We start from the raw sequence: 13,052 nt of genomic DNA on the forward strand, positions 1-13,052 counted from the left end.
AAAAAGCATGGTCACTTTCCTAAGAGTATCTTTCGGCTTGGCTTTGATTTTCTTCGGCATATTATCTTTGACCTTCATCTCAATTCTCAAGCCTTCTTTAACTCTATTAAATTTTTGTCCTGTACTTAGGATAAAACCCTAAAACCTGTGGCGCACGCGCAGCGTGCGCCACAGGTTTTAGCTCTGGGTTTTAACTATACCTAGCTACTTAGTTAGTAAATAATCATAAATCTGCGCTGCCTGCGTAGCGGGCGACACAAGCTTTATTGTTAGTTTTTAAATATGCTGCGTTGTATGTAGTTACTTGGTTGTCATGTAAAATTAGCTCACAACTTTCGCCCAATAATTTTTTCAAGAGATAGATATACCTGTGCTAGAGGTTCGTGATGTCTGTAAATCCTACGGCAAGAAGCAAGTTTTACAGAACTTGAGCTTTGCAATTAAATCAGGGGAAGTCTATGGGCTTTTAGGTCCCAATGGGGCTGGGAAGACTACTACGATTAGTATTCTTTGTGGCTTGATCAGTGCCGATCGCGGTACTGTGACCATGAATAACCTTAGTTTATCTAATGCCACTCGCTCACTGATTGGCGTTGCGCCGCAGGAAAATATTTTCTATAAAAGTCTGACCTGCGAAGAGAATTTACTTTTTTTTGGTCGTCTCTATGGGCTGAAACCAGAGATTTGCAAAAAGCAAGCACAATACTGTCTGGAATTAGTTGGACTTAGTGATCGTGTTAAAAGTATTGCCGAAACCCTCAGTGGTGGAATGCAACGCCGACTGAGTATGGCAATCGCACTCGTCCATCAGCCGCAATTAGTGGTGCTTGATGAGCCAACCACAGGACTTGATATTGAAGCCCGCTATGAAATTTGGGAATTAATTCGGAAACTGCGTGGTCAAGACACTGCGATTCTTTTAACCACCCATATGCTAGAGGAAGCCGAGCGTCTTTGCCAAAGGATTGGGATCATTAAGCAGGGTAGTTTGCTGGCTGAAGGTAACCTTGATGAGTTGCGGAAATATGTCCCTGCTCAGGAAATTGCAATTATTTGCACACCCACCGAAGATCTGGCGATCGCAAGGGCATCGGAACTTGGTTTTAGCTATCGCCGTTACGGACGAGATCTCGCTTTTTGGTTGCCCAAGGTAATGGAATTAAAGGAGATTTTGGAATGTTTTGAGGGGATCACGATTAATTCGGTTACGCGCCAACCTGTGCGTCTGGAAAATATTTATGTGGAAGTTACTCAAGGTACTAACTTACCTCGAGACTTTTAGCATGGGTGATAATTGCCTGCGTAAAAGCAAGGAGATTTTGCTGCATTTTGTCCAATTCGTTAGATACAACTCGATCTAGTGAAGTGTAGTAGGTGGCGGCTAGTTTAGGGCGGCTCGCAGATTTAACCATCCATAGACCATCGGCTAAACTGGCTCTAATTTCAATGTTGATATCGTCATTTTCTTTTAACGTAAAGCTATCGGAAATTCCTTGAAAAGCCCGAATTTGGTCTCTATCATCCCCCTTGATCCAAACCGTGGCGACTAGATAGGGACTAATTGATTGCAAATCATTATGGGATACCGATCGGGTTGTGTATATGTATAGCAGTTGCAACCAAGGCAAAGGATAATTGATTTCTAAGGCGTTATAGCCACTATGCTTTGCGATCGCAATATCTTTGTGATGAAAGTGGTCGATAGTTAAGCCCCATTGCTCACTAAACTTTTTGGCTAACTCTGGACTCAGAAAGAGATTTCCCCATGTACGATGCTGCCAAGGCTGCATGTCCATAAAATGCATATATTCGGCAAACTCATGAGCAATTCGTTCCTGCCTTTGCGCCACCAATGCATAGATATCTTGCCAGCAGAAGTAGGGCATTGATGAATCGCTATAGTTTTGCGGCTGGAGATAATATCGCTTGGCATTTTCACTGGCTAAAATTTCTGGCTCAATGAGGCAATAACTATTACCAATCAAAACGACATAGGTCGTCTTGGGCTGAAATCTAGCTAAAACTAAGAGGTTTTCTAAAGAATGGTGGGTGAGTTCGCTTTCTAAAAGATGGCTGCAAATAATGTCAAAGTCTTGGCATTGCAACAACAGATCGGGCTTAATCGCGGCAGCTAAAAAAGCATTGTGAACTGCACCCATAAACTTAGAATTCGGCTGACCTGAACGCTGAGTCAAAAAATCGACAAACTCTTGACCTAAACCCTGAACATTTTCCAATAAATATTCCCAAGAAGCTGCAAAACGCTCTTTTTTTGTCAAATTTGGGGAAAGTAGAAAAATATTACTCATAGAGTGGCGCTATCTAGCCGCATTTCCATACATTGTATAGGTTAATTGGAGACTAGTGCTTTAGAATAATGTTTTCAAGCATGAACTTTGCAACTTCGATCGCAGCTATGGTAGAAGTAGTGACCAACCAATCCGAGCCACAGATTATTTCAAGCAATGCTATTGTCGCTGAGGGCTTGAGTAAGACCTATCGCACTGGTTTTTGGTTAAATCAAAAAATTAGTTCTTTACAGGATTTTTCATTAACCATTCCGAATGGTGAGACCTTTGGTGTTTTGGGACCAAATGGTGCAGGTAAAACCACGTTACTAAAAATTTTATTGGGCATCGTCCAACCCACTTCAGGTACAGGAAAAATTTTAGGCTATCCCCTTGGCGATCGCACCGCGAAGCAATCGATTGGTTATCTGCCCGAAAATGCCTATTACTACGACTATCTAACAGGCTGGGAGTTACTAGACTTTATTGGTAGTTTATTTGGTGTTGAGGCATCCTTACGTCGCCAGAGAATTGCGGATCTGTTAGATCTGGTGGGGCTTTCACAGTCAGTAGCCCGCAAAAAGCAGTTGCGCCAATATTCTAAGGGCATGGTGCAACGGATTGGAGTTGCTCAAGCCTTGATCAATGATCCTGACGTGGTGTTTCTTGATGAGCCAATGTCGGGACTTGACCCCGTTGGTCGCTATCAGGTGCGCGAAATTATTTTGATGCTCAAAAATCAGGGCAAAACGGTATTTTTCAACAGTCACATTTTGTCGGATGTGGAGCTAATTTGCGATCGCATTGGCATCTTAAACAAAGGCGAACTCGTTGCCATGGGGACTTTGAATGAGTTACTCGGCACAGAACAGTCTTATCAAGTCAGTGGTCATGGTGGCTCTGAGGCAGAGTTAAAACCTTGGCTAGAGCATTTGACCTTTCAAGGTGATACTTGGCATGGTCAATTAGCTAAAGACTTACCAGATTTTCTCAATTTCTTATCCGGCATCAATGCCAAGGCAATTTCTATTGAGCTAGCCAGACAAACGCTCGAAGAATTTTTTATTGAGCAAATCAAAGCTTCACGGCACAAAGACTAAACCAAAGCATAGAGTTGCGGCGCAACTCTATGTTTTAGCGATTTTATGCTTTGGCGATTTCCATCATATGTCTGACTGCTGATAACAAACCATATTCAAAACCTTCGGCAAGTGCTTTACAAGAAGCATCAATAATATTTTGCGATACTCCCGCCGTTGACCAACGCCGCTTACCATTGCTGAATTCAATTAAGACCCTTGTTGTTGCTTTTGTGCCAGAGTCACTATTGAGAATTCGGACTTTGTAGTCGGTGAGATAGAAGTTCGCAATTTCAGGATAAAAACTAGTCAGAGCTTTGCGAAGGGCTGCATCAAGGGCGGCGACGGGGCCATTGCCTTCGGCGGCGGTAAGATGTTCTTCATCTTTGACTAACACTTTGACTGTGGCTTGGGAATTGACTGCACCAACGGAATGGGTGACATCGGATGTGGAATAGACATGAAAACTGCTGATCGTAAAAAATTTGGGGCGATCGCCTAAGGCTTCACGAACTAGTAGCTCAAAACTTGCTTCGGCGGATTCAAACTGATAGCCAATCTGTTCAAGATCTTTAGTGATTTGCAAAATTTGCCGACAGGCGGGATCTTCTTTGCGGAGGCAAATGCCAAAGGTTTCGACTTTGGAGATGACATTGCTGATTCCTGCTTGCTCAGAGATGACAATGCGACGATTGTTGCCAATACTTTCAGGAGTAATATGCTCGTAGGTAAGGGGATTGCGTTGGACAGCGCTGACATGGATGCCTCCCTTATGGGCAAAGGCAGAAGCCCCCACAAAAGGTGCGTGATCGTCGGGGGCAAGGTTGACGATTTCGCTAACTTGGCGAGAGGTGGCTGTGAGGTTTAATAACCTATCGGCAGCGATGCAGTCATAGCCCATTTTGAGCTGCAAATTGGGGATCAAGGTACAGAGATTGGCATTACCACAGCGTTCACCATAGCCATTAATCGTTCCCTGCACCATGGTTGCGCCATGCTGAACAGAAGCAATTGCATTGGCAACGGCTAGCCCCGCATCATTGTGGGTATGAATGCCAATTTGCGGCGAGGTGCTACCCCATTCTCTAAGAGATGCATCGACCAATTCTGTAATTTGAGAAATTTCATCGGGCAGCGTACCGCCATTGGTGTCGCACAGGATAAACCATTCTGCACCAGCATCAAAGGCGGATTTTAGGGTTTTGAGCGCATACTCAGGATTATTTTTGTAACCGTCAAACCAATGCTCGGCATCGTAAATAAGTCTGCGATCGCAATTTTTGAGATAGGCGATTGTATCGCTGATCATGGCAAGATTTTCTTCGAGGGTTGTGCGTAAACCTTCGATGACATGGAGATCCCAAGATTTGCCAAAAATGGTAATCCACTTAGTTGCTGCGCCGACAATGGGAACAAGCATTGGATCATCTTCAGCCTTGATCCCTGCGCGACGAGTTGAGCAAAAGACGACTAATTCCGCGTTGCGGAGAGGATGATCTTGCATCCGCCGAAAGAATTCGCCATCCTTAGGATTAGCCCCTGCCCAACCACCTTCGATAAAGGCAACCCCCATGCGATCGAGGCAATCGGCAATCCGCATTTTATCTTCCACAGACAGCGATAAACCCTCGCGCTGTGTACCATCACGAAGGGTCGTGTCATAAATCGCAATTTTTTGAGTTTCCATGTTTGCCGTTTCGCGGAGTCTACTTACCCATTGCCTTAACCAAGAAAATGCCGCCGAAGTACAAAATACCCACCGCACCAGCCAACAAACTCTGAGTCATTGGATCGGTCGATGGCGTTAATACTGCACCTAAAATCACTGCGCCTAGGACAACGTAGCGCCAACCTGCCAACATGCGAGCTGAGTTAACAATTCCTGTCATGGCTAATAATGCTTGGATGACTGGGATCTGGAAAGCTAAACCCGTACTGAATAGTAGCAATAGGACAAATTCAAAGTAACGATCAATTGACCAGAACTGCTCCACGACATCACCACCATAGCTGATGAAGAAGTTGAGAGCGGCGGGGATCAATAGCTCGTAGGCAAAGACAATGCCAAGTACAAATAAAATGCTAGAACCAAAGACAATGGGTGCAATCGCCCGTTTTTCTTTGCGAGTCAGCCCTGGCAGGATAAATCGCACAATTTGGTAGAGGATGGCAGGACTTGCCACCAGTAAACCACTATAGCCAGCCACCTTAATCGACACGAAGAAATATTCTCCAGGGGCAAGCTGCAAAAACTTTACGCCTTGGGCTGGGATTTCTAAGAGGGCAACAATTTTATTAACAAAGGCAAAGCAACCAATGATCGCGACAACTATGGCAATTAGGGCGTAAAAAATTCGCGATCGCAATTCCTCAAGGTGATCAAAGAGTGACATCTCTACATCTTCAATGGCATCCTCCTCGATTGCTGAGACATCTAGATTGTCTATGGCTTCGGCTTGTCCATTCGCCAAATTCTTGGATTCTTCTGCTTCACTTATCGTCTCTAGCATGATGTCGTTACTAAAATCTACTTGTCGATTGCCTAACCCGATCTTTGAAAAACTATCAACTAATCTAGTCTAAGTATATTGATACTATAGCTGTTGCCAGTCTTGTTAGGAAACAAACCCAGAATGCAAGTTGCGCTGCAACTTACATTCTGGGTTTGTAGGTAAGATAGGCCGCATTAATGCCGCATTAGTACAGATCGCGGCAATTATGTTAACTTCCTGATATTTAACCGTAAAATCCTGATGGCGATGTTATATTGCTTACTAGGTAGTCAAATAATTTAGATGTCTCTGGATATAGCAATCTCATAAATTCTTGTCGCTTGCTATGGATGTCTAAAAATAGACTGTGTATAGGTTTCAGGAAAAAATTATGATGATCACATGCAAATTTTTAGGCTTATTCGCGATCGCAAGTGGCGTATTTGCTTTAAATCCAGCATCTTTAAATGCTCAAATTGCGATCGGTAACGCTCAATCCAACCAGTTATCTCCTGCTCAACAAATCCTCCAAGATATGCAACAGAGCAATGCGCCTGCGGTGGGTGGTGGCAGTATGCAAATACTCAGGTTTACAGGTGCAGAGGTGTCGCTTGCTCCTTTAGAAGGTTTGGATCGCCTCTTCAATTGGGAAATTAAGGAAGAAAGTGGTATCACATCTGAGAAGACCTTGGGGGATCGTGTTGAAGAATTTAAATTAAATCAACGGCAGCGAATTGTTTCTGATAGTGAAATTTTTAATGCCATCGATCGCCTCAAACGCGAAAATTAGCCAAGTCCTGACTTCATAAAAAAGTTTGCTTTGCAAACTTTCCAGAGAAAATTTTAAAAGCGGCGCAAAGCGCCGCTTTTAAAATTTTCTCTGGGTTTAAATGTTGTATTTATAGCTTCGCTTGACGATATAGTTCACGGGCATAGTCTGTCCATGTGCCTTGTCCCCAATAACGGAAACAACTAGTTTGCACCAAGAGGTTATATAGCAGTGCGTGCTGATAATCTGGACTCTTGGTAATTGCAGGATTTTGAGCAACGAGAGCATCATATTTAGCATGAAAATCGGCACTGAGTTGATTCATCGGTTCCAAGACATTCTCATAGCCATTGACCCAACTCATACTATTTGTCCATGATGCGCCATCCATATGGAACTGATGGTCACTCAATTTGAGTTCGCTAATGGCTTGTTCTACGGCGGCGGTACTCATAGCATTGCGATCGCAAATTTGCTCAACCTTTTGCCAAACCCTATGTTGTTGCACTGCCTGCACGGCTGGATATTCCAAAGGATTTACTCCCGCCGCCTCAATCATTTCCAGATATTCAGTTCCATTTAAGCCTACAGTTCCTGATGTGCCACGCCCATTAGTTTTCAACTGATCCCAGATCAATGGATAATCGCGAGGAAACTCATTCATCATTACGCCGCCATTCTCACCATCAGCAATTTGCGAAACTAGCGAAGGGACAGCCACATTGCCAATCATCTGGCGACTACGACCTTTAGTCTCATGATAGGGCTGCATTTGGGCGACCAGTTTCGTGTCAGAACCTTGGGTTTTGATCAGCACCGTGATACTAATTGATTCGCCCTGAGAATTCATCGCCACTAGACGATTGGGAATATATTTCTGATCTTGGCTTAGTCCTGAGCCATCAAGGTTTTCTACCGAATGTTCCTGCACCATCAACCAACGATAGCCGCATTCTTTGAGCGCTTTGATGTATTCGTACAGGGTGTCAGGATGATTGGGAAGGTGCATTTCAGGCGGCGAAAAACCTTTCACACGCTTGAGTGCATCAATACCAAAAGTAGAAGCAAAATGACTCTGCCATGCTTGCATATGTAACTTCAGATCAGGAATGGGAGTCGAGGGGATCACCGCATGACTCCACATAGTGCCAAGCCATTCCACATAAGGTTGATATTTGCGATCGCAAGTAATTCGCTTCAAATTATCCAAAATGTCATGGCGTTGCATCTGCTGCAAACCCCAGAGTAAATTTCCTGAATAGTCCAGCATAATCCGAGGATTACAGCCTTGCTCAACTAGTTGAGGTATAAAGTCCCCCATGCGGCTATAGCACCATGCAAACACCGACGCATTGTGATTATCCCCATCGCCTTGATGTTCAAACATATTTTGCAGATTACAAATTAGCGACCCATTCGCTCCTGCGGGAATGGTGGGCTGGTGCATATGCAAAGCACAGGCGAAGGCAGAGGTGATTTCCTCAAGTCGCAAATTATGGTTACTGGAATTGCGATCGTAAAATACGGGTGCATCTTCCTGCACGGCACGTTGAATTACGTCTTCATTTCCACAAATATCAGGAAAAGCCGAGGTAACAGAGCTTGTAGCTGTAATCAAAATTTGTAAACCTCAATAAAGTTATCGAGACTTACAAATTTATGATCGTAAATCTCTACATTTATATTCTGACAGCACTTGGGTTTAAAATCTGACTGCGTGTTTCTAATCAGAGAGTTGCAGCGCGAAGCGCTGCAACTCTCTGATTAGAAACAAAGTGCTGGGCTTTGCCCAGCACTTTGTTTTAAATATTAAGAGGCAGGTAACTCAGGCACAACGTTGACTTTGAAAGCTTTGACTTCATTGGCTTTAGGTAAAGTCAATGTGAGGATACCACTGGCGTATTCTGCTTTGACTTGTTCATGTTCAATGGGTACAGGCAAAGCAAACACACGACGGAACTTACCGTAGCTCATTTCACTCCAATAGTAGCCCTTTTCAGTTTCTTCCTTGTGTTGTTCAATTTGACGTTCGCCAGAGATCGAAATCGAGTCCTTGGTAGCTTGAATGTCGAGATCCTTGGCTTCAATTTCAGGAAGTGAAAGACGTAGTGTTAAATGATCACCATCATCACGTAATTCACTGGCAGGAACCCAGCCACCTTTTAATGTTTCTTGGGTGAGTGGTTCGATGTCACGGAATAAACGATCGAATTGACGACGCATTTCTTCCATTTCTTGTAGAGGTTGCCAACGTACTAACATAAATATCACCTTGATCTATTTCTAAACAACTATGAACGTTAAGAAGTAGGTTAAGAGTTAAGTTAATGTTTGGGACTTCCCTTTCGCTCACAGTTTTATTATGGAATACCTCAAAAGCTGTGAGGAGGAGGAGAACCGAACTTTTTAAGTAGGGTTCTCCTCCTCCTCACAGTAAAGCCCTCACCCCTAGCCCCTCTCCCACTGGGAGAGGGGAACAAGATTAATTTCTTGCTCTCTTTCTCCCATCTAAGGGAAGAGGAACCTAGGCTTCACCAGTAATAGATAGACCTTCTACCCATACCTGCGGACAAACACCTGAAGGCGTGATTTTGGCATCAGGTTCTACATAGACAATTGCTTTTAGTAACGCCAAAATGTCGCCAGCCACAGTCGCCGACTCGATGCTAGTGCGATCGCCTTTATTAATTAGCCAACCATCAAAAGGCAAAGAGAAAGAACCCTGAGATGCTTGGACACCCGCATGGAGAGCTTGCAAGTCATCAATCAAAATCACGTTTTCTGCCGTTGCCAGATTGTGAACTTGCTCATCGGCATAGGTGTCACTACGCTCAATGTGGAAGAAGTTAGGACTAACGGATACTTTGGAGCCAATGCTAGCATTGCCTGTGGGCTTAGCATTGAGTCGCTTTGCCGTGACCGAGCTATGCAAAAAGTTGGTTAAGATTCCATTCGCAATTAAGGGAGTGCGCTGAGTCGGTGTACCTTCGCCATCAAAGGTGGACGAACCAATATTGGCGGCATGTAGCTCATCATCACTGACATTAAGTAATGGCGATGCAATTTGTGTGCCGATAGATTCGGGTGTGGAGAGGCTGTTTTTATCCAGAATGCTTTGGGCATTGAAAAGACTAGAGAAAGCGCTAATCAAGCTTAAAAAGGCTTCGGGGGAAAACACAACTAAGTATTTGCCCGATTTGATTTTTTCGTAATTGAGATGACTGATCGTTTTCTCGGCAGTTTCATCGACACAGCCCTTTACATCTAAATTTGCAAAGTCACGACTAACCCGATATGCACCACCACTGCGAGGCTTGCGACCGTCTTCTTCGGTTTTGGTATATAGATAAATGGAGCTATAGGAATTGCTTTCATTTCGCATTGCGCCATCGCTATTCAGATAGAATCGGCTCATATCCCGTTGCGATAGACCGTTGTAAGGAACACCTGCGATCGCAGTATGTTTGGCTAAGAGATCTTTTTCTGCACCTAAAAGAGTTTCAACCAGTTGCTCGATCGCAGTTTGGGGCGCAGTTTGCGATTCTCGCTCAGGGATATGGGCAATCGCCTCAGGACTAAAATCAGGAATATTTTCCTTAGCCCCGAAAAAGCTGGCTTCATAGGCACTTTGCAGGGCTAGCTCTAGACCAATGCGATCGATATTGGTGGTGGATGTTACGCCGACAGTGCCTTCATCATTCCAGACGCGCACGGTGATGCTGGCACGATTGGAGGCGGAGACTTGTTTGGGTGCGCCGCTATCGACTTCGGCACTGGTTTCATCGACAATTGCGCCATAAATATCAAATTTTTTGATATTTAGCTTACTAGCCGTTTCTTTGGCATCGGCAACCAACTTTTCTACACTGAGCGCTGATGACATAAACCCTTTAATTTTCCTTAGTTTCGTCTTAAATCATTAACTATCATATAGCTGTCGCTAGTCTTGTTAGGACATAAAACCTAAAAAGCGAGTGGCGGTGCTTGTGCTACCTGCCACACGGTCAGTACAAGCCTCTGGGTTTACGATAGAATGGCTGACAAATTTCTCTAAATTTCTCCATGGTATCTACCGAAGCCCTCGATCAACTCCGCGCCACGCTCCGTAAAGGGCAACAAGCTATGGTGGATTGGCAAGGAGGAGAATTAGCAGTGTCGGCAGTGCCGGGGGCAGGCAAATCAACGGGGATGGCAGTTGCGGCAGCAGTTGCGATCGCAAAGTTTCAACTGCATCGCCAAAAGCAATTAGTCATCGTCACGTTCACACGCTCGGCAGTAAGCAACATTCGTAAAAAAGTATCGGAACATCTCAAAAATCTGCGCTTACCCCAAAGTGCTTTTACGGTCAGCACCCTGCATAGCTTGGCTTATAACATTGCCAGTACCCATCGCGAACTGTCGGGATTTGGTGCTGGTGAAACCAAAATCATCTCGGAATCCTTGAGACAGAAGTTAATTCGCAATGCCACCAATCTTTGGGTAAAGGAAAATCCCAAATTGTATGCACTTTTGCTAGAGGGCAAAAGTTTTGATGGGGAAGATACGGAACGGTTGCGGCGGCAAACGGTATTGCGAACCGAGGTCTTGCCTAGCCTAGCCAAGGAGGCGATCGCCACTGCCAAAAGCTCTGGACTCAGTGCGACAGACATCAGGGAAGTCTCAGCTCCTGACGGTGGTGACATTTTGGCGATCGCGGCGGGAGTCTATGAAACCTATGAGCGTTTATTGCGACAAGAGGGTGCGATCGACTATGACGATATGATTTTGGGTGCTTTGCGAGTCTTAAAAAATGAAGGAGTGCGTAAATATTGGCAAGAGCGAGTTTTTGCGGTGTTTGAAGATGAAGCGCAGGATTCTTCGCCATTACAGACTAAGTTGCTGGAGATTTTGGCACAGAATGCCCTCACCCCCCAGCCCCCTCTCCCTAAGGGAGAGGGGGAGACGGATTTCTTGCTCTCTTCTCCTACGGGGAGAGGCTATGGGGGCAAAAACTTAATGCGAGTTGGAGACCCCAATCAAGCCATTAATTCCACTTTTACGACTGCCGATCCGCGCTTTTTTAATGAATTTTGCGATCGCTGTTTGCTCAATTCACAACTTTCCACCCTCGATCAAGCAGGGCGTAGCACCAGAAATGTCATGCGTGCTGCTAATTATGTATTGCATTGGGTCAATCATTCTCATGAATATGCCAAGTTTGAGCAGCCTTTTCGAGAGCAGAGAATCCGTCCTGTCGATGCTGATGATCCGCAACCTAATGCCAATCCTGAACCGATCGGCAAAGGTGTCGAAATTTATTTGGGAAATGTGGTCGATGACATTGACCATGAAATGACGATGATCGGCGATCGCATTAAGCAACTGCATAGCCAAGATCCGCATCTGAGTATGGCAATTTTGGTACGTCAACATAATCAGGGTCGCTTTGTTGCTGAGTCTTTGGCATGGCTCACCAAAGAACATGACATCAAAATCTATGATGTCGAGCAAAGCGATCGCCGCTCACGAGTGCCGATAGATATGTTGGCAATTTTGCAATTTATGGAACGACCCCACTCGCCCGACAACCTCAAAGCAGCACTCGAAGTTCTCAAGGATCGTCTCAAAATATCATCGCAGCAAGATCTCAATGCCCTTGCCAGTAATCCCGAAAAGTTTCTCTATCCCACCCTTCTCGATCCTGCATTGCCAACCCTTGCTAAAGAAGCTCAAGCTAGATGTATTGGACTATTACGCGCCAAAATCGAACTGCCGCTCTATAACTTGATTCCCTTTGTTGCCTTTACTCTCTATGACGATGAAGCAGGGCTATTGGCAACAGCCGATAAATTAGGCGATCGCTTAAATCTGCAACTGGCGGGCAACTATTCCATGCAAACCATCATTGAGTCATTGCGCGAGATTGTCGAGTCAGAAAATTTTGAAGCTGTCGAAGATGAAAATCTCGAAGGACGCTATATGACTGCGGGGCAGGTGACGCTGATCAGCCTCCACAAAGCCAAGGGACTCGATTGGGATGTGGTGTTCATGCCCTTTCTGCACAAACGCATTTGTCCAGGAGAAGCCTATCTGCCTGAGTCGGTGAAATTCTTAGGAGATTTTGGGCTGCCAGAGGTAACGCGATCGCAAATTCGGGCAATTGTCCATGGTGAAAAAATTCCCAATGCTGAGGATTCATGGCAACAATCAAGCTATCTCAAACAGGCAGAAGAGTTTCGCCTGCTCTATGTCGGCATGACTCGCGCCAAAAAATTACTATGGCTATCGGCAGCAAACTCTGCTCCCTTTAGCTGGAATACCATTGCCAGCCGTAATGACAATATGGCGGTTTGCCCTGCGATCGCAGGGCTAGTCAAGAAGTTTCCTGAATTTCTCGCCTAAACCAAAAGTGCCACGCATAGCGTGGCACTTTTGGGATTATTTG

Annotated in this window: 10 protein-coding genes and 1 pseudogene; 5 read left to right on the forward strand and 6 right to left on the reverse strand. The window is 44.9% G+C overall.

The genetic code is table 11. The features are described from left to right. Window positions 1-129, forward strand: a pseudogene (locus H6F41_RS19470) (IS4 family transposase); the annotation flags it as partial. A gap of 241 nt (window positions 130-370) precedes the next feature. After that, window positions 371-1,282: an ABC transporter ATP-binding protein gene (locus H6F41_RS04860; protein WP_190402362.1), complete on the forward strand. Its 912-nt coding sequence runs from the start codon at window positions 371-373 to the stop codon at window positions 1,280-1,282. On the opposite strand, the gene H6F41_RS04865 is transcribed toward H6F41_RS04860, so the two are convergent. Further along, complete coding sequence (locus tag H6F41_RS04865; protein ID WP_190402363.1) at window positions 1,260-2,309, reverse strand: hypothetical protein; 1,050 nt, start codon at window positions 2,307-2,309, stop codon at window positions 1,260-1,262. The genes H6F41_RS04860 and H6F41_RS04865 overlap by 23 nt on opposite strands. Window positions 2,310-2,416: 107 nt before the next feature. Between H6F41_RS04865 and H6F41_RS04870 the strand changes: the two genes are divergently transcribed. Beyond that, on the forward strand, window positions 2,417-3,388 hold the full coding sequence (locus H6F41_RS04870) for an ABC transporter ATP-binding protein (protein ID WP_190402475.1): 972 nt from the start codon (window positions 2,417-2,419) through the stop codon (window positions 3,386-3,388). A 43-nt stretch (window positions 3,389-3,431) separates the two neighbouring features. On the opposite strand, the gene cimA is transcribed toward H6F41_RS04870, so the two are convergent. Together cimA and tatC are read right to left on the reverse strand one after the other, a co-directional pair. Beyond that, the gene (gene cimA / locus H6F41_RS04875; RefSeq protein WP_190402364.1) at window positions 3,432-5,054 is read right to left on the reverse strand and encodes a citramalate synthase; all 1,623 of its coding nucleotides are present in this window, start codon (window positions 5,052-5,054) and stop codon (window positions 3,432-3,434) included. Between the two features lie 19 nt (window positions 5,055-5,073). Continuing rightward, the gene (gene tatC, locus H6F41_RS04880) at window positions 5,074-5,760 is read right to left on the reverse strand and encodes a twin-arginine translocase subunit TatC (protein ID WP_369683018.1); all 687 of its coding nucleotides are present in this window, start codon (window positions 5,758-5,760) and stop codon (window positions 5,074-5,076) included. 490 nt (window positions 5,761-6,250) lie between these two features. Here tatC and H6F41_RS04885 point away from each other — a divergent pair, with 490 nt between their 5' ends. After that, a complete protein-coding gene (locus tag H6F41_RS04885; RefSeq protein WP_190402366.1) occupies window positions 6,251-6,649 on the forward strand; it encodes a hypothetical protein in 399 nt (132 codons plus the stop codon). Between the two features lie 109 nt (window positions 6,650-6,758). On the opposite strand, the gene H6F41_RS04890 is transcribed toward H6F41_RS04885, so the two are convergent. From H6F41_RS04890 to H6F41_RS04900, 3 genes are all read right to left on the reverse strand, one after another. Further along, a complete protein-coding gene (locus H6F41_RS04890) occupies window positions 6,759-8,246 on the reverse strand; it encodes a glycosyl hydrolase family 57 (RefSeq protein WP_190402367.1) in 1,488 nt (495 codons plus the stop codon). 191 nt (window positions 8,247-8,437) lie between these two features. Next, window positions 8,438-8,890 (reverse strand): Hsp20/alpha crystallin family protein, encoded by a 453-nt coding sequence (locus tag H6F41_RS04895; protein ID WP_190402368.1) that lies wholly within the window; start codon window positions 8,888-8,890, stop codon window positions 8,438-8,440. A 262-nt stretch (window positions 8,891-9,152) separates the two neighbouring features. Continuing rightward, a complete protein-coding gene (locus H6F41_RS04900; protein ID WP_190402369.1) occupies window positions 9,153-10,511 on the reverse strand; it encodes a TldD/PmbA family protein in 1,359 nt (452 codons plus the stop codon). A gap of 179 nt (window positions 10,512-10,690) precedes the next feature. Between H6F41_RS04900 and H6F41_RS04905 the strand changes: the two genes are divergently transcribed. Then, window positions 10,691-13,009 (forward strand): ATP-dependent helicase, encoded by a 2,319-nt coding sequence (locus H6F41_RS04905; protein ID WP_190402370.1) that lies wholly within the window; start codon window positions 10,691-10,693, stop codon window positions 13,007-13,009. Window positions 13,010-13,052 lie beyond the last annotated feature (43 nt).

This window comes from Pseudanabaena mucicola FACHB-723, from assembly GCF_014696385.1.
Classification (GTDB): domain Bacteria; phylum Cyanobacteriota; class Cyanobacteriia; order Pseudanabaenales; family Pseudanabaenaceae; genus Pseudanabaena.

Excerpts from the sequence above, each read along its gene's own strand:
- H6F41_RS04865 (WP_190402363.1), bottom strand. The coding sequence starts at position 2,309 with ATGAGTAATATTTTTCTACTTTCCCCAAATTTGACAAAAAAAGAGCGT.
- H6F41_RS04870 (WP_190402475.1), top strand. The coding sequence starts at position 2,417 with ATGGTAGAAGTAGTGACCAACCAATCCGAGCCACAGATTATTTCAAGC.
- cimA (WP_190402364.1), bottom strand. The coding sequence starts at position 5,054 with ATGGAAACTCAAAAAATTGCGATTTATGACACGACCCTTCGTGATGGT.
- tatC (WP_369683018.1), bottom strand. The coding sequence starts at position 5,760 with ATGTCACTCTTTGATCACCTTGAGGAATTGCGATCGCGAATTTTTTAC.
- H6F41_RS04885 (WP_190402366.1), top strand. The coding sequence starts at position 6,251 with ATGATGATCACATGCAAATTTTTAGGCTTATTCGCGATCGCAAGTGGC.
- H6F41_RS04895 (WP_190402368.1), bottom strand. The coding sequence starts at position 8,890 with ATGTTAGTACGTTGGCAACCTCTACAAGAAATGGAAGAAATGCGTCGT.
- H6F41_RS04900 (WP_190402369.1), bottom strand. The coding sequence starts at position 10,511 with ATGTCATCAGCGCTCAGTGTAGAAAAGTTGGTTGCCGATGCCAAAGAA.
- H6F41_RS04905 (WP_190402370.1), top strand. The coding sequence starts at position 10,691 with ATGGTATCTACCGAAGCCCTCGATCAACTCCGCGCCACGCTCCGTAAA.